The following is a 19,021-nucleotide window of genomic DNA, read 5'->3' on the forward strand; positions in this document are numbered from 1 at the left end:
TTCCGCTTGCATCGGTTCGCCGGGCCCCTTCACTTTGCGCCACTCTAAGCGCCCGGTTTTGACGGCCCGACGACAGACTGTCAAACTTTTGCGGGAATGGGCGGCGCTTTCGCTGATCTTTCCGTAGAGCGGGTATTATGATGGATACACAATCTTTTTCGTTCGCCGATGACGGCGATGTGCCCAACAACAGCCTGCCGTTGATCGTCTATGCCGGTGCGATCGACGCCGGGGGCGGGGATGCGGCCGCGGCATTCGAGGCGCTGTTCGACGCGAACGGCTGGGGCGGCAGCTGGCGAAACGGCATCTTCCCCTTCCACCACTACCACTCGACCGCCCACGAGGTCCTCGGCATCGCGGCCGGCGAGGCGGAGGTGCGATTCGGCGGCGAGCAGGGCGAGACGCTCTCCGTGAAAGCCGGCGATGCGGTGCTGATCCCGGCCGGGGTCGGCCATAAACGACTGTCCGCCACGCCAGACCTGCTGGTCATCGGCGCCTATCCCGGCGGCCAGTGGGCCGACCTGATGCGCGAGGGGGCGGAGGACGCGGCCGGGATTCGCCGCCGGATCGCGGCCGTCGCCATGCCGGACGCCGATCCGGTCGGCGGCCAGGGCGGGCCGATGAGCAGCTACTGGGGCGGCTGACCGCTATTTTTCTTCGGCGGCAGGCGCGGCTTTCCGGCCGGTGCCGCCGAGGGTGCGCAGTTCGGCCATGACGTCGGCGAGGCGCGGCGGCCGGGCGTTGACGAAGGGCAGGGGGCGGCAGACCTCGATCGCCGCGATGCCGACCCGGGCGGTCAGGAGGCCGTTGACGACGCCCTCGCCGAGCCGGGCGGAGAGTTTCGCCGCGATGCCGTGGCCGAGGATCTGCTGGACGAGCGAATCGCCGGCCGCCATGCCGCCGGTGACCGCGAGGTGGGCGATGGCTGCCCGCGCCAGCTTGAGGAAGCCGAAGGTGCCCGGCCGCCCGTCATAGAGCGAGGCCAACTGGCGGATCAGCCGCAGGATCTGGGCGGCAACGAAGATGACGTCGACCAGCGCCCGGGGCGAGATCGCGGTGACCAGCGCGACACGCCTGGCTGACGCCATGACGAGCTTTCGGGCTGCGTCGTCGAAGGGCAGCATCAGTTCGGTTTCGGCGAGGCCGATGAGGTCGCGGCCGTCGATGATCTCCTCGATGTGACGGGCGAGCGCGCCGCGGCCGCGGGCGGTCTCCGGGCGGCCGTCATAGAGGCGGATCAGCTCGCGCGACAGCGTGCGGGCGGCGGTCCGGTCGTCGGTGGCGACGGCCTCCACGGCGCGGGCATGAATCTGCGCCACCTTGCGGATGCGCAACAGGGCGGCGACCTCGCGGGCGGCGAGCGCCAGCAGGGCCAGCGCGGCCAGCGCGGCGAGCGCGACGGCGACCCAGCCGAGGGCGTCGTAGCGGGCGAAGAGGTCGCGAATCAGCGTGTCGATCGCCAGGCCGATGCCGAGGGTGACCAGCCCGCCGAGGGCAGCGAAGAACCAGCGCGACCAGCGGATGCCGCGGCGCGGCAGGGCCGCCTCGACGCTCTCGATCTCGGGATCCTCGACAAACGGGTCGCTGTCCGGCGCCAGCACCGGCTGGGCGCCGATGCCGGGGACGTAGTCGGCCTCGACGACATTCAGGTCGCCGAGGTCGAATGCGGTCGGCGGTCTTCTCTCCCTGCTCATCCGAGACGGTCTCCGATCAGGAATTCCAGGGCCCGGTCGAGCCGGATATGCGGCAGCGAAAGCGTCAGCCCCTCGGCCGTCCGTTCGAGCCTTGGCGGCCGGAAGCGGACATATTGCAGCGGCATGGAGAGGTGCTCGCCATCTTCGAAGACCGATTCCGGATCGTCCGGCAAGTCACCGGGAAACATCGCGATTTCGGTGCTGCCGTCGAAGACGCGACCGTTGACGGTTTCGCCCGGCAGGGGCGTGCCGATGATCGTCGGCAGGCGCTGACCGCGGTCGGTGACGGTGCCTTCGCGGGTGGCGCGGACCGAGGCCAGCGCGATGACATCGACGGTCGCGCCGGCGAAGCGGGCCCGGTCGATGGCGCGACCGACGATCCGCGACAGGATCGCTTCAAGCCGGTCGTGATCGCCGTGGTGGAGGTGGTCGGCCTTGGTGGCGGCGAAGAGGATGCGGTCGATGCGGCGCGACACCAGGGCGCTCAGCCAGTTGGCGCGACCGAGCCGGAAGGCGGCGAGGATTTCGGCCAGCGCGGTTTCGAGACCGGCGACGGCTGTCGATCCGGCGCTCAGCGCCTCCAGCGCATCGATCAGCACGATCTGGCGGTCGAGGCGGGCAAAATGATCGCGGAAGAAGGGGCGGATCACCGCCGTCTTGTAGCTCTCGTAGCGCCGCGCCATCATCGCCGCGACCGAGCCAGCCGGAATGTCGTCATCGGCAAGGTCGAGCGGCGAGAAGGTCAGCGCCGGCGATCCGTCGAGGTCGCCCGGCATCAGGAAGCGGCCCGGCGGCAGGGTCGACAGGCTGCCGCTTTCGGCGCGGGTGGCGCGCAGATACTCGGTGAAGGTCCGGGCGAGGTTCCGCGCCTGGGTCTCGTCTTCCGGCGCCTTGGGGTCGACGGCCTCAAGCGCTGCGAGCCAGGCCGCGGCGGTGGCGCGGCGCTCCGGTGTGCGGGCAAAATCGAGCGCTTCGCGGGACCAGGTGGCGAAGTCCTTCGACAGGAGGGGCAGGTCGAGGAGCCATTCGCCGGGATAGTCGACGATATCGACATGCATCCGGCCGCGGCCAAGCGTCCGGGAGAAGAGCGACGCCGATTCGTACTGGATGGTCAGCCGCAATTCGCTGATCTGGCGGGTCGAGTCGGGCCATATCCGCTCGTCGACCAGCGCGGCGACATGGCTCTCATAGTCGAAGCGCGGCACGGCGTCGTCGGGCTGCGGCTCCAGCCGGGCGCCGAGGACGCGACCGCCGGAATAGGCCCGAAACAGCGGCAGCCGTCCGCCGTGCACGAGATTGTGAACGAGGGCGGAGATGAAAACTGTCTTGCCGGCGCGCGCCAGCCCGGTCACGCCGAGCCGAATGGACGGCGACGTGATGCCGATGGTGCGATCCGCGAGGGTGGCAAGGGCGAGCCGGGTTTCGTCGGTGATCGTCGTCAGTGGCAAATATTGCGCTCCCGGCAGCCGGCTTGTCACCTTGATGTATGCACTGACCAGTCAAGCCGAAAGGCCCAAGCGGGTTTACGTTCAATCCTGACGGTTTTCCCCGGAGGCCTCGCCTTCGAGGTCGCGGGGCTTGATGAAGCCGGTTACCCGGCCGCCCCGTGCGGTGATGTCCATCCAGTCTTCCCGGTCGAAGGCAATGACGGTCAGCGCGCCGGTGGGATATCCGGCGGCGATATCGGCCAGAACGGCGGGCTCGCCGGCCCCTGCCAGCGCCATTGCCGTGCCTTGGGTGGCCGGGTTGTGGCCGATGACCATCAGCGTATCCGCGTCGCCGCCGAGTTGGGCTATCGCCCGAAGATAATCGCGCGGACTGGATTCATAGAGGCCGTCGACGAAGATCACCTCGTTCTCCTTGCCCAGATAGGGGCGAAGCGCCGCCAGGGTTTCCCTCGTCCGGGTGGCCGGTGAGCAGAGGACGCGATCGGGCAGCAAGCCGGCGTTCAAGATCGCCCGGGCCATGTCGGCCGCGGCGCGCTGGCCGCGCGGCGCCAGGGGTCGGTCGATATCGCGGATGCCCGGTTTGTCCCATTCGGACTTGGCATGGCGCAGGAGCAAGAGCTGCAACATCGCGAAACCTCCCGTATCAAAGACCGCGAGGGCCGCATTCAGTGTTCATCGCACCAGTCTAGGCGCGACGGTCTGGAACGACAAACGCGCCCGCCGTGGAGGCGAGCGCGTTTGCATTACTCAAAGCCTGATCAGCCGGGACTACGGAATGCGGCAGAGATGGAACGCGCCGTCGTAACCCTTGTAATAGCCGGTGCTCGGATTGAAGGACTTGTACTTTCGCGAGCAGGCCACCTGCCATTCGTACGAACCGACCGGCGGCGCATAGGCCGGCTGCGGCGCGACATAGGCCGGAGGCTGATTGATGCATTCGGCATAGGCCCGGTCGAAGACCCGCTTGCGGTTCACCGCACCAAGACCGCCACCGCCAAGCGCGCCGACCGCCGCGCCGGTGCCGACGGAACCCTTCTTGCCGCCGCCGAGAATGCCGCCGAGAACCGCGCCGCCGATGGCGCCGACCGCTGCGCCGCCAACGATGTTGCCACCGGTCTCCTGGCGTGACACGTCGCGCGCATACTGCTCGCAATAGGCCCGTGAATTCTGCGCGGAGGCGCTGGTGACCCCCAACCCCATGAAGCCGGTGCCGACGACTGCGGCAACGGCGATGGCTGAAACGAGAGACTTCATGCGTTAGCTCCTTCGCGTATTTATAACGACGCCACCGGGCCCGCGAGCCTCGGTACGTCGGATAATCACGCCACCCTCATGGCTCGATTGATGGCGCATACGCTGCGCCAAGGCAAGTGAAACGGATCACACCGGCATCCGGTTCCCACGACCGGTCGGCGACCAACTCCGATACGCGCCTAGTCGTCCCGGTAGACGCGTTCACGACGCTCGTGACGCTCCTGCGCCTCGATCGACAGGGTCGCGATCGGCCTGGCGTCCAGACGTTTCAGGCTAATCGGCTCGCCGGTTTCCTCGCAGTAGCCGTAGGTGCCGTCCTCGATGCGCTGCAGGGCGGCGTCGATCTTGGCGATAAGCTTGCGCTGGCGATCCCGGGCCCGGAGTTCGATCGAGCGATCGGTTTCCGACGAAGCACGATCGGCGAGATCCGGATGGTTCTGGCTCTCGGCCTGGAGATAATCGAGCGTCTCCTTGGCTTCCTTCCGAATTTCTTCCTTCCAGCCGAGCAGCTTCTCGCGGAAATACTCCCGCTGGCGTTCATTCATGAACGGTTCGTCGTCGCTCGGCCGGTAATCCCGCGCTCTGGTACGAACTGCTGACTGCGGCATAAAGGACCTCTGAATCGGCTGCGTCGCGCGGCGGAATATAGCGACGGCACCTGACGCCGACAACAACTGGTTGACGACGATTCAATGACGTCGGGAAGAGGCGTTTTCACACCAAAAAAGGCGTGAGAATGGCAGGTTATCGAGAGACCGGCGTCAGCGGCCAGTCGAAATCTGGCCGAGCAGGCGGGCCATGTCCTTCTCGAGGTTGCCGACGGTGTCGGTATCTTCGTCGTCCTCGCGCTCCGGCACTACGGGCGGCGGTCGCCGCGGTTCCTCGGCCGCCGGGGCAGGCGATTCAGCTTGCGGACGATCCGTCCGGGAAGCCGGATGATCGGCGTCGCCGGGTGGCGCGAAGGCGCTCTTGCGCGGCTCCTCCGCGACCTCGGCGGGCATTAGTGGCGCCTCTTCCATCGACTCCGGCTGGCCTTCGGTCAGGAAAGGCGGGACGGCGGGCAAGCCCGGCGCATCGCTGCGTCGTGCTTCAACCGGCGGCCGTTCGGGGGGCGGCGCGGCAGCCGCGATTCGCTTTGGAGCCGGCGCAGGTGGCGGGGCGGGTTCCGGCTCCGGCTCGACGGCGGGGCGAAGCGATGACGCAGGGGCAACGGCCTTCGGTTCCTCGTGCGGTCGCAGACGTTCCGGTTGCCGGGTTTGCGGGCGACGCGGCGGGAAGGGGATCGGCTCCTCGCGACCGGGTGTCGCGGCGCGGTCGGAGGTCCGTATGGCGCGGGCGCGCAGCGCCGCCTGGGCCGCGGTGCGCTGGAGCGAGGGCGGCGGGGGAGGCGCCGGCTGCGGGGCGTTGGCCGCTGGCTGGGTCGCCGCCGGCCTGCCTGGGGCCTGGCCCGGACGCTGCGCGACACGGGTGCGGGTGATCGCCGGCTCGACGACGATATCGCTCGGCCCGCCAATCAGAAGAAGATGTTCGACATTGTCGCGGCGGACGAGCACCAGGCGTCGGCGCTTGTCGACGGTCAGCGCGTCTATCACCGCCAGACGCGGCAGGCGGCCGCGTCCCGCGACATTGACGGCGCCTCCGCTGAAGCGCCGATACAGCCAGACAGCCGTCGCGGCGAGAGCCAGAATGACGACGAAGGTGATGATGTATTGGATTACCAACGCGCCGTCTTCGCCGAAGATCGAAACCAGTGCCTCACGCATTTCGCGCCCCCTGACGCCTCCGACGATGGTTAACCTTGCTCATTACCGCCGTGATCGGCACATTCGTCGTTGGCGAATCATCGGAAATGGCAGTCTTTTCAAGCGGGGCGGCCAATGCAAGACCCGACGTCGCTGACTGCGGGCGGTTTTGCCCATGGTCCAACTAATTTTCACCGAGTTGTGGCCGAACCGGGGCGGGGTTCAAGCTGACGAAGAGGGACATTCGATCCGGGATGAACGAGCGGACCAAAGACACCGTTCGCCCTGATCCGGTCATCGATCGGTCCGGCGGCATCAATGCGGCCGGCCGGCTAACCATCCTGGCTTTCGGCATTGTCGGGCTGGCGGTCGGCTTCGCGCTGATCGAGCGGCAGCGGGCGGAGCCCTTCGTCCTCGGCATCCTCGGCGTCCTCGCAGTCATCGGCGTGGTCTGCATGTTCGCCGGCGCGATCGGCCTGATCCGCTTCGGCGGTCGCGGCCAGAGCGTCGACATCACCCGCAACTTCCTCGATTCGATGAACGAGGGCGTGGTCATCACCGACCCGGCCAACCGCATCCTCTACGCCAACCGCGCCTATGCCGACCTGATCGGGGTAATGGACGCACGGGAGGTTCGCGCGGTGGACGGGGTCTTCGCCGGCCATCCCTCGTCGGCCGAGGCAATCCACCGGATCACGCGCAAACTGCGCGAAGGCGTCGCGGCCGAGGAGGAGGTGCGCATGCCGGCACCGCTCGCCGGCGGGGACACGACAGTCGGCGAGGCGCGCTGGTACCGGGTCGAGGCAAGGCCGTTGACCCCGGAAAACGGCGCGAAGTCGCTGATTGCATGGGCCGTGGCCGACATCTCCAGCGAGCGGGCGCGGCAGGAGACCATCTTCCAGGAACTTCAGCATGCGATCGACTATCTCGACCATGCGCCGGCCGGATTTTTCTCCGCCGAGCCCGACGGGCGGGTCGTCTACATCAACGCGACGCTGGCCGAATGGCTGGGCATGGACATCGCCCGTTTCGAAGCCGGGTCGCTGACGCTGGCCGATATCGTCAAGGGCGACAACATCGCGCTGCTGACCGGCATCCTGACGGAACGCGGGCATGACCGAACCGACGTGATCGATCTCGACCTGGTCAAGCGGGACGGACGGAGCCTTCCGGTCAGGCTGTTGCACCGGGTGCCGGTGACGGCCGACGGCGCCCCCGGCGCGACCCGCACCATCGTGCTCAACCGCAGCCCCGGCGAGGAGATATCCGAAGCCTCGGAAGCGCTGCGGGCATCGGAAGTCCGCTTCGCGCGGTTCTTCAATTCGGCGCCGATCGCCATTGCCGCGATCGACCCCGACGGCTTCATCGGCCGTCGGAACGCCGAGTTCCTCAAGCTGTTCGGCGGCGGTGGCGACGACGGCGGCTCCAAGAAGCGGAAGCTGATCGACCTGGTGGTCGAAAGCGACCGGCCGATGATCGCGGCGGCGCTCGACTCGGCGAAAAGCGGCGCCACCGATATCCCGCGCATCGACGCCAGCATCGTCGGCGAGGGGGAGCGCGGCGCCCGCTTCTACGTCAATCCGGTGGCGGATGGCGGCGACGGCGAAGAGGCGATCATCGTCAACGCCATCGACATCACCCAGCAGCGAGTTCTGGAGCAGCAATTCGCCCAGAGCCAGAAGATGGAGACGGTCGGCAAGCTGGCCGGCGGCATCGCCCATGACTTCAACAACGTCCTGACCGCGATCATCGGCTTCTCGGACCTTCTGCTCGCCAATCACCGGCCGAGCGATCCGTCCTTCCAGGACATCATGAACATCAAGCAGAACGCCAACCGGGCGGCCGGGCTGGTGCGACAGTTGCTGGCGTTCTCGCGCCGGCAGACGCTGCGGCCGCAGGTGGTCCAGCTCAGCGACCTCTTGTCCGACATCACCATCCTGCTGACCCGGCTGCTCGGCGAGAACGTCAAGCTCGAGGTGGTTCATGGCCGCGACCTGTGGCCGATCAAGGCGGACCTCAACCAGCTCGAACAGGTGATCGTCAATCTGGCGGTCAACGGCCGCGACGCCATGCCCTCCGGCGGGACGATGACCATCCGGACGAGCAACCTGCCGGCCGCCGAGGTCAGCCGCTTCACCTACCGGCCGCTGCCGGTGGTCGATTACGTCCTGCTCGAGGCCGAGGATACCGGCACCGGCATGCCGATCGAGGTCCAGGAGCGGATCTTTGAGCCCTTCTTCTCGACCAAGGATGTCGGCAAGGGGACCGGGCTCGGGCTGTCGACCGTCTATGGCATCGTCAAGCAGACCGGCGCCCATATCTTCCTCGACAGCGAGGAAGGGAAGGGGACGACCTTCCGCATCTTCATCCCCCGGCATATCCCGGCGGAAGGCGAAGTCCCGGCCGCGGCGGCCCAGCCTCAGGCCGAGATCGCCGACCTGACCGGCACCGCCAACATCCTGCTGGTCGAGGACGAGGAGGCGGTGCGCGCCTTCGCGGCGCGGGCGCTGACCTCGCGCGGCTACCAGGTCTACGAGGCAGCGTCCGGCGTCGAGGCGCTGGAGGTGATGGAGGAGGCGGGCGGCAAGATCGACCTGGTGGTCTCCGACGTGGTGATGCCGGAACTCGACGGGCCGTCGCTGCTGCGCGAACTCCGCAAGACCCGGCCGGAACTCAAGATCATCTTCGTCTCCGGCTACGCCGAGGAAGCCTTCAAGAAGAACCTGCCCGAGGGCGAGAGCTTCCGCTTCCTGCCGAAGCCCTTCTCGCTGAAGGAACTCGCCATCGCGGTGAAGGAGACGCTTGGTCGGTGACCACGATGGCGCTTCACGACGGCTATCGCTTCATCGAAGAGGGCAGCCGGTCATCCGGCGGCCTTCGACCGCTGCCCGGCCGCCAGAACGTCCGGGATACTGAAAAGGCAGCGTAGGAACGGGCCCGTCAGAGCACGAAGTCGTCAACGGAGAGGGTGTCGGTGTCCTTCACCACCAGCGAGAAGTCGGCCTTGCCGTTGCCCTTGACGTCGCCCTTGACGATCACCTTGTCGGCCGTCTCCTTGATGCGGAGCTCTCCTTTCTTGTCGTGGAATTTACTGGTGCCGATGAACTTGAAGTCGTTGTCGCGGCCGCCCTTTCTGGCGTCGATGCCGGACAGGTCGATGATGTCGCCCTCGGCGCTGTTGAAGTCGTGGATGGTGTCGGCGCGGCCAGTCTTCTTGTGCGAATCCTTCAGGTGATCGAAGACGAACAGGTCGCCGCCGGCGCCTCCGAACAGATCGTCCCGGTGGCGACCGCCGTCGATGGTGTCGTTATCGGCGCCACCGCGGAGCAGGTCCTCGCCACGTCCGCCGACGACGATGTCCCGGCCCGCCTCGCCGATCAGCAGGTCGTCGCCGGAGCGGCCGAGGAGCGTGTCGCCGAAGATCGTGCCGACGAACTGGTCGTCGAGCCCCGAGCCGGAGAACGAAACCGCCTCGTCGCGCGGATCGAAGATCTGGGCCAGAACATCGCCCCCGCTGGTATATGAAACAAGAAACCGGCCGTCGGTGAGCACCTTCAGCTCGGGGTTGGTCTGCGAGCCTTCCGTCGTTGCGTTGACCGAGAATTCCCCACCGACCGGGTTGCCGCCGCCGTCGAACTGCTGGCTGCGGATCGACGTGCCGTCGGTATCGTGCCCGGTCTGGCTCGAGTCGCCCCAGACGATGACGAAGCCGCCGCCGGGCAATGCCGCGATATCCGGCCAGGCCTGGGTGTTCGTCGTCGTGGTGTTCACCACGAATTCGCCGCCGACCGGGGTCCCGTCGGCGTTGTAGACCTGGGCGCGGATAGCACTGCCGTCGGTGTCCGGGGCCTGTCCGCTGTTGTCGATCCAGGTGATGACGAAGCGGCCGTTCGCCAGGGCGGCGACCGCCGGCCCGTCCTGCTTGCCCGTCGTCTCGGTCGGCACCAGGAACTCGTTGCCCACCGCGTTGCCATCGGGGTCGTAAACCTGTGCGCGAACCGTGGTGTTTCCGTCGGGGTCGTCGGGGCTCTGGCTCCCGTCGTTCCAGATCACGACGAAGCCCCCGTTGGCAAGAATCGTGGCTTGCGGCCCAACCTGATTGTCGGTGGTCGTCGTGTTGACCAGAAACGCATCGCCCGACGGCGTCCCATCGCGGTTGAAGAACCGGCCGTAGATTCCGTGACCGTCGCTGTCCAGGCCGCCGCTGTCGGTGGTCCACAGGCTCAGGAAGCGGCCGTCGGCGAGCTCGGTGGTGACCGCCTCATAGGCGGCGTTACCGGCATCGCCGGTGATGAATTCGGGCTCCGCCGTGCCGTCGGGACCGAACACTTGCGAGATATGGGTGCGGGTGTTGGCGAACGGGGCGGCTTCGAGGATGGAATACAGGAAACCGCCGTCGGCGAGGGCGGTGACCTCGTTGGCGTAAGGCAGGAAGTAATCGGGATCGTCGAAAAGATCGCGAACAAGGAAGGGGTCGCCGTCTTCGGTGCCGTCGGCATTATAGAACTGGCCATAGACGTCTTGCGTGGCGTTATCCGCCGCGACGGCGATGAAGCGGCCGTCGGCGAGGGCGGTGACGGACGGGTAGATGGCCTCGGAGGCGACGGTGAACTCGGGCCCCCATTTGAATATAGTGGTCATGCGACGGTCCTGACGGTTTCCTGGTTGGCGAGTATGGTGCCGCACCGCCCGGTGGTGGCCGGGGGTGAGCGGTTACGACTCGATGGAAGCGACGCCTGGGTGCTGCCGCGCAATTCGTTGGTGAGATGTGGTCCGGAAGATGCCTGGCGGTGTGTTTGCCAAGCCGTGATGCTCGATCAGGCACAACCTGCTTGCGCTAAAAGTTCTTCCTGAAAAAATCACGTCACCACTCAGTATTAAGACATGCCATCGAAGTGTCGACGTATCTCATTGATTTATTACACAAAAATTTAGTGCAATTTTTGTAGTTGAACAAAATTTGCATAAAATTGCGGATTTGTTGTCCGGCGGGGAGATGGCTTCTGGTTCTTTGGCTTTGGCCTAACAGAGCCTGCGGAAGAAGGATGCTCTCCGGTCCGACCGGTGCGGAGGAGGGGCGTGGCCGGGTGGTGTCGACGCCGCCGTCGTGCCATGGTCCGGCGCCATGATCGAGCAATGGGCCGGCTGGCCGACCGGCGCAGCATCGTCGGCCAGCTCTTGGCAATGACCGGCGGGAACAGGTGCGGAATCCCTTCAAGATCGAGCGCGTCGGCGGCGCCAGTCCGTATGTCTGGTACGGCATGCGGTTCGGCACCTGGGCGAAGCTGCTCGCCTCCGGACGCTTCGACGTAACGCTGAATTGCCTGCCACGCATCCTCGCCGTCACCGCCGTGACGCCGGTCAATTCGGTGCTCCACCAGGTGTCGCAGGCGGCCTACGGGCGGCGGATCCGAGAGACGGCGGTGACGCCGCCGGTCTTCATCATCGGCCATTGGCGGACCGGCACGACGCTGATGCAGGAACTGCTGGATTGCGATCCACGGCTGGCGGCGCCCAACACCTACCAGTGCATGTTTCCAAGCTCCTTCCTGCTCACCCAGGGGCTGGTCGGCCGCTGGACGCGCAACATGCTGCCGGCGACCCGGCCCTTCGACAACATGACCTTCGGGCCCGACCGGCCGCAGGAGGAGGAGTTCGCGCTGCTCAACTCCGGCGCGAAGACGCCCTATGCGACGCTGGCCTTTCCCCGGCATGGCCCGGCCAACATGGGCTACATCGATTTCGCCGGCCTGTCGGACGCCGATCGCGACGCCTGGGAGCGGTCCTACCTGACGCTGATCAAGCGGTACCAGTTCAGCATCGACAAGCGGCTGGTCCTCAAGTCGCCGTATCACGCGGCGCGCATTCCGACGCTGCTCGAGCTGTTTCCGGACGCCCGCTTCGTCTTCACCGCCCGCGATCCGTACGAGATCTTCGCCTCGCATGTTCGCACCCTGAAGGTGCTGGCCTCGAACCAGGGGTTGCACAATCCGATCCCGGCGGATGACGAATGGCTGAATGCCTATGTGCTCGACGTGTTCGAGCAGCTCTTCCAGACCTATGAGCGGGACCGGTCGCTGATCCCGGCAAACCGGCTGGTCGAAATGCGCTTCGAGGACCTGGTCGCCGATCCGCTGGCGCGCCTTCGCGATATCTATGGGCAACTCGAGCTTGGTGACTTCGCTCCGGCCGAACCGGGCATCACCGCCTATTTCGACGAACGCAAGGGCTACCGGCGCAACGAGAACCGGCTGAAGCCTGTCGATGTCGGCCTGGTCGGCGAGCGCTCGCGGCCCTACCGCGAACGCTTCGGCTACGCGACGCGCGACGCCTGACGCCGGTCAGGCGGCCAGGGCGATGGCGATCTCGGTCGCCAGCCGCGCATTGTTCTTCACCAGCGCGATATTGGTGACGAGGCTGCGTCCGTCGGTCCGCTCGAGGATCGCGTTGAGCAGGTACGGCGTCACCGCCTTGCCGGTGATGCCGTCGGCGACGCTGTCGCGATGGGCCGCTTCGATATGGGTGGCCATCTCCTCGGCCGGGATTTCATCGGCGGCCGGCACCGGGTTGGCGACCAGCATGCCGCCGCCCAGCGCCAGCGCGTCGCGGGCATCGGCAAAGGCGGCGATGGCGGCGGCGTCGTCAAGGCGGATCGGGGCGCGGAGGCCGCTGTCGCGCGACCAGAAGGCCGGGAAGGCGTCGGTGCCATGGCAGACGACGGGCACGCCCATCGTTTCCAGCACCTCCAGCGTCTTCGGGATGTCGAGCAGCGCCTTGGCGCCGGCGGCGACGACAATGACGCCGGTGCGGGCCAGCTCGCCGAGGTCGGCGGAGATGTCGAAGCTTTCCTCCGCGCCGCGATGGACGCCGCCGATGCCGCCGGTGGCGAAGACCCGGATGCCGGCCCTTGCGGCGACGATCATGGTCGCCGCCACCGTCGTCGCGCCGGGCTTGCCGGAACTCACCCCGTAGGCGAGGTCGGCGCGCGACAGCTTCAACGTCTCCTTCGAGTGGGCGAGCTGTTCGAGCGACGCCCGGTCGAGCCCGACCCGGATGCGGCCGTCGAGCACTGCGATCGCCGCCGGCACCGCGCCGCCGTCGCGGACGATCTCCTCGACCTCGAGCGCGGTGTCGAGATTCTGCGGCCAGGGCATGCCGTGGCTGACGATGGTGGTCTCCAGCGCGACCAGCGGTTTCCTCGCGTCGAGGGCGGCCTGCACTTCGTCACTGATGTCGATGGTCATGAAGTCTCCGTATGGGCGCCGCCGCCAGTGCGGGCGGCAAGGGCGTCGGCGTTGAGCGCCGGCGGGATGGTGCCGTCGTGTTCCATGGTAATGGCTGCCGCCGCAAGCCCCGGCAGGATCGCCTCGAAGGGGCCGCGCCCGATCGACAGGCCGTGGATGGTCCCGGCGGCCAGCGCATCGCCGGCGCCGTTGACGCTGCGGATGTCGGCGCGCAATGGCAGGAAGGAGCGCAACTCGCCGGCATGGGCAACGGCCAGCGGCGCGCCGGCGTCGGTGACGACGACATCGGGGTGGACCGGGCCGGAGAGCCGCCGCGCCAGGTCCGGCGCGCCGGCCTCGTCGAAGCCGATGCCGAGCATGGCGGCCGCTTCCCGGCGATTGACGAACAGCAGGGTGATGTCGTCGAGGAGGGGGGAGAGCCTTACGCACTTGGCCGGCGAGACCGCGAGCGCCGCGATGCGCCGGCCAGAGGACCGCGCCTGGCCGACCAGGAAGTCGAGCGTCTCCTCCGGCAGGTTGGCGTCCACTACCCAGAAGTCGTCTTCGGGCGCGTTGGTCGTTGCCGGCGCGACGACCGCCGGGGTCATCTCGTTGAAGATCCCCATGCCGGCAATGCCGATGATCAGCCCGCCCGTGTCGTCGAGGGCGGCGAGATAGGTCGCGGTCGCCGCGTCGGTGGAGACGCTGACATGGCCGGTCCCGACACCGGCATTGCGCATCGCCGCGACGACGGTGTCGCCGGCCGCGTCGGCGCCGACCCGGGTCACCAGCCGGACCGGATGGCCGAGCCGGGCCAGGATCACCGCGATATTGAAGGCGACGCCGCCCGGCGTGGTCCGGGCCGTCCCCGGGTTCGACGCCGCCATCACCGGGGTGTCGTTGGTCGCGGCGACATGGTCGATCGTCGCGCCGCCGAATATGGTGATCGGGCCGCGTTCGCCGATTCGCTTGGTCATGCCTGCAGGTGCTCCGAGATCCGCCGGGGCCGATCATCGGACGCTCGGGAATTTCGTGCAATGGTGTTCAGGGCCGGGCGGGGAAATGTTGCGCCCGAGGGCTGGTGCCGGCAGGCGGCGCCTGGGTTTTGTACCGCAATGGAAACCCTCTTGCGCAAGAGAACAAAACGTGTACATTGCGCTTTCGAAATCAGCGGCGCATTCGTTTGAACGTCCCTGTTACCTGTGGAATAAGGAGCGCACCAATGGCGGCCAATTCTCTTCGTCTGATCGAGGGTCAAGCAATGGACAAGTCGAAGGCGCTCGATGCGGCGCTCGGCCAGATCGAACGGGCGTTCGGCAAGGGCTCGATCATGCGCCTTGGCAAGAATGACCCGATCGTCGAGGTCGCCACGGTGCCGACCGGATCGCTCGGGCTCGATATTGCGCTCGGGATCGGCGGCCTGCCGCGCGGCCGGGTGGTCGAGATCTATGGCCCGGAATCGTCCGGCAAGACGACGCTGGCGCTTCATGCCATCGCCGAGGCCCAGAAGGCCGGCGGCATCTGCGCCTTCGTCGATGCCGAGCATGCGCTCGATGCCGGCTATGCCCGCAAGCTGGGCGTCACGCTCGACGACCTGCTGATTTCGCAGCCCGATACCGGCGAACAGGCGTTGGAGATCGCCGATACGCTGGTGCGGTCCGGCGCCGTCGACATCCTGGTCGTCGATTCGGTGGCGGCGCTGACGCCGCGCGCCGAGATCGAGGGCGAGATGGGCGACCAGTTGCCGGGACTGCAGGCGCGGCTGATGAGCCAGGCGCTGCGCAAGCTGACCGCCTCGATCAACCGCTCCCACACCATGGTCATCTTCATCAACCAGATCCGCATGAAGATCGGCGTGATGTTCGGCAGCCCGGAAACGACGACCGGCGGCAATGCGCTGAAATTCTATTCCTCGGTGCGGCTCGATATCCGCCGCATCGGCTCGATCAAGGACCGGGACGAGGTGGTCGGCAACCAGACCCGGGTGAAGGTGGTCAAGAACAAGCTGGCGCCGCCCTTCAAGCAGGTCGAATTCGACATCATGTATGGCGAGGGAATCTCGAAGACCGGCGAACTGGTCGACCTCGGCGTCAAGGCGGGGATCGTCGAGAAATCCGGTGCCTGGTTCTCCTTCGACAGCCAGCGGCTCGGACAGGGCCGGGAGAATGCCAAGCTCTTCCTGAAGGAAAACCCGGAAGTGGCGACCAAGATCGAGCTGGCAGTACGCCAGTCGGCCGGCCTGATCGCCGAGCAGTTCCTCGAGGACGCATCGCCGGAGAGCGGTGAAGATGACGGCGGTCCCGAGGACGCGCTGGAGGCATAGCGCCTGCCGGACACTCCGAAGGAGGCGGCCCTGGAACAGCGGATCAGCCTGGTGACGCTCGGCGTTGCCGATCTTGCCCGGTCGCGGCGCTTCTACGAGGATGGCCTCGGCTGGGGCCGGGGCAACACCGAGGCGGAGGTCGCCTTCTACCAGTTGCCGGGGATCGTGCTGGCGCTGTGGTCGCGGGCCGAATTGGCTGCGGATGCCGGTATCGGGGACGACGGCGCGGCGTTCAGCGGCATGGCGATCGCCTACAACACGCGGTCGCGGGGTGAGGTCGACGCGCTGCTGGCGGAGGCGGAAGCCGCCGGGGGCCGCATCCTGAAGGCCGGAACGGAGACCGAATGGGGCGGCTATTCAGGCTATTTCGCCGATCCGGACGGCCATCCCTTCGAAGTCGCCTTCAATCCCTTCTGGACGCTTGACGGCGAGGGGCGGGTAACCCTGCCGTAAGGTAGGTAGTCGGCGTTGATCCGCTGGCATTTCGGGTCGGGCGGCGGGTTTCCGTTCCGCCAGCGGCCGCAATCGGGTCGCCCCTCCGATACGGCAACAGCCGGTTCGGCCGGCATTTTCTGGACATTGCCACGGCGGGGGCTGTAAAAACCGCCGGCGCGGCCATAGCTTTGTCCCGGTCGCCGCCAGAGTGAAAAGTGTCCATGCAATCCGTCAACGACATTCGTTCCCATTTTCTCGGCTTCTTCGAGAAGAACGGCCACACGCCCGTGGCGTCGAGCCCGCTCGTGCCGCGCAACGATCCGACGTTGATGTTCACCAACGCCGGCATGGTCCAGTTCAAGGACTATTTCATCGGCCGGGCCGAGCCGCCCTATCCGCGGGCGGTGACCTCGCAGAAATGCGTGCGCGCCGGTGGCAAGCACAACGACCTCGACAATGTCGGCTACACCGCGCGGCATCTCACCTTCTTCGAGATGCTCGGGAATTTTTCCTTCGGCGATTATTTCAAGGAACGGGCGATCGAGCTGGCCTGGAACCTGGTGACCAAGGAGTTCGGGCTCGCCGCCGATCGGCTGCTGGTGACGGTCTATGCCGAGGACGACCACGCCTTCGACCTGTGGAAGAAGATCGCCGGCCTGCCGGAGCAGAAGATCATCCGCATCGGGACCAGCGACAATTTCTGGGCGATGGGCGACACGGGGCCGTGCGGGCCGTGTTCCGAGATTTTCTTCGACCACGGGCCCGGTGTCGCGGGCGGGCCGCCCGGAAGTCCCGAAGAGGACGGCGATCGTTTCGTCGAGATCTGGAACCTCGTCTTCATGCAGTTCGAGCAGCGGGCGAAGGATGACCGGATCGCGCTGCCCAAGCCGTCGATCGACACCGGCATGGGGCTGGAGCGGATGGCGACCGTCATGCAGGGCGTCCACAACGTCTATGACACCGACCTGTTCAAGGCGCTGATCGCGGCGTCCGAGGACCTGATCGGCGCGACGGCGGCCGACGAGCGAACCGCGAGCTTCCGGGTGATTGCCGATCACGTCCGGGCGACGAGCTTCCTGATTGCCGACGGCGTGCTGCCGTCGAACGAGGGCCGGGGTTACGTCCTGCGCCGGATCATGCGCCGGGCGATGCGCCATGCCCATCTGCTTGGCTCCGACGAGCCGGTGATCTACCGGCTGGTGCCGACGCTGGTGGCGTTGATGGGCCGGGCCTTTCCGGAACTGATCCGCGCCGAGGCGCTGATCCGCGAGACGCTGCTCCTCGAGGAAACCCGCTTCCGGCGGACGCTGGCGCGCGGGCTGACGCTGCTTGACGAGGCGACCGGCAGCCTCGGCACCGGCGACACGCTGGCCGGCGACGTCGCCTTCCGGCTCTACGACACCTACGGCTTCCCGCTCGACCTGACCGAGGACGCGCTGCGGCCGCGCGGCATCGGCGTCGATACCGACGGCTTCACCCAGGCGATGGAGAAGCAGAAGGAAGAGGCGCGGGCGAGCTGGGCCGGCTCCGGCGATTCCCAGACCGAGGCGATCTGGTTCACCCTGCGCGACCGGCTGGGCGGCACCGAGTTTCTCGGCTACGGCACGGAGAGCGCCGAGGGCGAGATCCTCGCGCTGGTCCGTGATGGCAAGGCGATCGAGACGGCGACGAGTGGCGAGGCAGTGGCGGTGGTCGTCAACCAGACGCCATTTTACGCCGAATCCGGTGGACAGGTCGCCGATACCGGGACGATCGAGACCGATGGCGGCGCCGTCGTTGCGGTGAGCGATGTCCAGAAGCGGGCCGACGGCCTCTTCGTCCATTACGGCACGGTCGAGCAGGGGACGGTGAAGGCCGGCGACGCGGTGCGACTTACGGTCGATGGCGCGCGCCGTTCGACGATCCGCGGCAACCACACGGCGACCCATCTGCTGCATGCGGCGCTCCGCACCGTGCTCGGCGGCCATGTGGCGCAGAAGGGCTCGCTGGTCGCGCCGGACCGGCTGCGCTTCGACTTCTCGCACCCGAAGCCGATCGATGCCGATGAGCTTGAGGCGGTCGAGGCGCTGGCCAATGCCGTGGTCATCCAGGATTCGCCGGTCGAGACCCGGCTGATGGACCGCGACGCGGCGATCGAATCCGGCGCCATGGCGCTGTTCGGCGAGAAATACGGCGACGAGGTGCGCGTCGTGTCGACCGGCACGGTGCCTGACGGCGTCCCCGGCCGGACCTATTCGGTGGAACTGTGCGGCGGCACCCATGTCGGTCGCACCGGCGAGATCGGGCTGATCGCGGTTGCCAGCGAGAGCGCGGTGGCTGCCGGCGTGCGGCGGATCGAGGCGCTGACCGGCGCCGCGGCCCGCAAGCACCTGGCCGAGCAGGAGCGCCGCCTCAAGGCGGTGGCGATGGCGCTCAAGGTGCGGCCGGAGGATGCGGCCGAGCGCGTCCAGGCGCTGGTCGAGGAGCGGCGCCGGCTGGAGCGCGACCTCGCAGATGCGCGGCGCAAGCTGGCGATGAGTTCGGGCGGCAGCAATGGGGCCGATCCCGGCATTCGCGACATCGGGTCGATCAAGTTCCTCGGCCGCTCGGTCTCCGGCATCGCGCCGAAGGACCTCAAGGGCCTGGTCGATGACGGCAAGGGCGCGGTCGGATCCGGCGTCGTTGCCATTGTCGGCGTCAGCGACGACGGCAAGGCCGGTATCGTCGTCGGCGTCACAAAGGACCTGACCGAGCGGATGAACGCGGTCGACCTCGTCCGGCTCGGCTCGGAGGCGCTGGGCGGCAAGGGCGGCGGCGGCCGCCCGGACATGGCCCAGGCCGGCGGCCCCGATGGCGCCAAGGCGGACGCGGCGATCGCGGCGATCGCGGCCGCTGTCGCGGAGACCATGGGCTGACGGGATGC

General features: G+C 67.3%; 15 protein-coding genes. 6 read left to right on the forward strand and 9 right to left on the reverse strand.

Going from position 1 to position 19,021, the window contains the following annotated elements; translation table 11 throughout:
• The first annotated feature begins 140 nt into the window (after positions 1-140).
• The gene (locus BLT60_RS15595; protein ID WP_090877833.1) at positions 141-644 is read left to right on the forward strand and encodes a cupin domain-containing protein; all 504 of its coding nucleotides are present in this window, start codon (positions 141-143) and stop codon (positions 642-644) included.
• Positions 645-647: 3 nt separating this feature from the next.
• On the opposite strand, the gene BLT60_RS15600 is transcribed toward BLT60_RS15595, so the two are convergent.
• The 6 genes from BLT60_RS15600 to BLT60_RS24600 form a co-directional block, all read right to left on the reverse strand.
• Complete coding sequence (locus tag BLT60_RS15600) at positions 648-1,694, reverse strand: YcjF family protein (RefSeq protein ID WP_090877610.1); 1,047 nt, start codon at positions 1,692-1,694, stop codon at positions 648-650.
• Positions 1,691-3,142 (reverse strand): YcjX family GTP-binding protein, encoded by a 1,452-nt coding sequence (locus BLT60_RS15605; protein ID WP_090877612.1) that lies wholly within the window; start codon positions 3,140-3,142, stop codon positions 1,691-1,693. The genes BLT60_RS15600 and BLT60_RS15605 overlap by 4 nt, the downstream gene beginning before the upstream one ends.
• An 81-nt stretch (positions 3,143-3,223) precedes the next feature.
• Complete coding sequence (locus tag BLT60_RS15610) at positions 3,224-3,769, reverse strand: SixA phosphatase family protein (protein WP_090877614.1); 546 nt, start codon at positions 3,767-3,769, stop codon at positions 3,224-3,226.
• A 141-nt stretch (positions 3,770-3,910) separates the two neighbouring features.
• A complete protein-coding gene (locus tag BLT60_RS15615) occupies positions 3,911-4,396 on the reverse strand; it encodes a BA14K family protein (RefSeq protein ID WP_090877615.1) in 486 nt (161 codons plus the stop codon).
• A 179-nt stretch (positions 4,397-4,575) separates the two neighbouring features.
• On the reverse strand, positions 4,576-5,004 hold the full coding sequence (dksA, locus tag BLT60_RS15620; RefSeq protein WP_090877617.1) for an RNA polymerase-binding protein DksA: 429 nt from the start codon (positions 5,002-5,004) through the stop codon (positions 4,576-4,578).
• 153 nt (positions 5,005-5,157) lie between these two features.
• Positions 5,158-6,159: a flagellar biosynthetic protein FliO gene (locus BLT60_RS24600; protein WP_210185626.1), complete on the reverse strand. Its 1,002-nt coding sequence runs from the start codon at positions 6,157-6,159 to the stop codon at positions 5,158-5,160.
• Positions 6,160-6,392: 233 nt separating this feature from the next.
• Here BLT60_RS24600 and cckA point away from each other — a divergent pair, with 233 nt between their 5' ends.
• Positions 6,393-8,951 (forward strand): cell cycle histidine kinase CckA, encoded by a 2,559-nt coding sequence (gene cckA / locus BLT60_RS15630; RefSeq protein WP_090877619.1) that lies wholly within the window; start codon positions 6,393-6,395, stop codon positions 8,949-8,951.
• Between the two features lie 127 nt (positions 8,952-9,078).
• Here cckA and BLT60_RS15635 read toward each other — a convergent pair whose 3' ends face one another.
• A complete protein-coding gene (locus BLT60_RS15635; protein WP_090877621.1) occupies positions 9,079-10,779 on the reverse strand; it encodes a calcium-binding protein in 1,701 nt (566 codons plus the stop codon).
• A 560-nt stretch (positions 10,780-11,339) separates the two neighbouring features.
• On the opposite strand from BLT60_RS15635, the gene BLT60_RS15640 reads away from it, so the two are divergent.
• Complete coding sequence (locus BLT60_RS15640) at positions 11,340-12,473, forward strand: sulfotransferase family protein (RefSeq protein WP_090877622.1); 1,134 nt, start codon at positions 11,340-11,342, stop codon at positions 12,471-12,473.
• A gap of 6 nt (positions 12,474-12,479) precedes the next feature.
• On the opposite strand, the gene BLT60_RS15645 is transcribed toward BLT60_RS15640, so the two are convergent.
• Together BLT60_RS15645 and BLT60_RS15650 are read right to left on the reverse strand one after the other, a co-directional pair.
• The gene (locus tag BLT60_RS15645) at positions 12,480-13,382 is read right to left on the reverse strand and encodes a pseudouridine-5'-phosphate glycosidase (protein WP_090877624.1); all 903 of its coding nucleotides are present in this window, start codon (positions 13,380-13,382) and stop codon (positions 12,480-12,482) included.
• Positions 13,379-14,338, reverse strand: a complete 960-nt coding sequence (locus BLT60_RS15650; RefSeq protein WP_090877626.1) for a PfkB family carbohydrate kinase — start codon at positions 14,336-14,338, stop codon at positions 13,379-13,381. Before BLT60_RS15650 ends, BLT60_RS15645 begins: the two co-directional genes overlap by 4 nt.
• Before the next feature lie 245 nt (positions 14,339-14,583).
• Here BLT60_RS15650 and recA point away from each other — a divergent pair, with 245 nt between their 5' ends.
• The 3 genes from recA (at position 14,584) to alaS (ending at position 19,013) form a co-directional block, all read left to right on the forward strand.
• Positions 14,584-15,684, forward strand: coding sequence for a recombinase RecA (gene recA / locus BLT60_RS15655; protein WP_090877628.1), 1,101 nt, complete (start codon positions 14,584-14,586; stop codon positions 15,682-15,684).
• Between the two features lie 51 nt (positions 15,685-15,735).
• Positions 15,736-16,137 (forward strand): VOC family protein, encoded by a 402-nt coding sequence (locus BLT60_RS15660; RefSeq protein WP_244521292.1) that lies wholly within the window; start codon positions 15,736-15,738, stop codon positions 16,135-16,137.
• Positions 16,138-16,340: 203 nt separating this feature from the next.
• The gene (alaS, locus tag BLT60_RS15665; RefSeq protein WP_090877632.1) at positions 16,341-19,013 is read left to right on the forward strand and encodes an alanine--tRNA ligase; all 2,673 of its coding nucleotides are present in this window, start codon (positions 16,341-16,343) and stop codon (positions 19,011-19,013) included.
• Positions 19,014-19,021 lie beyond the last annotated feature (8 nt).

This window comes from Bauldia litoralis, from assembly GCF_900104485.1.
GTDB lineage: Bacteria > Pseudomonadota > Alphaproteobacteria > Rhizobiales > Kaistiaceae > Bauldia > Bauldia litoralis.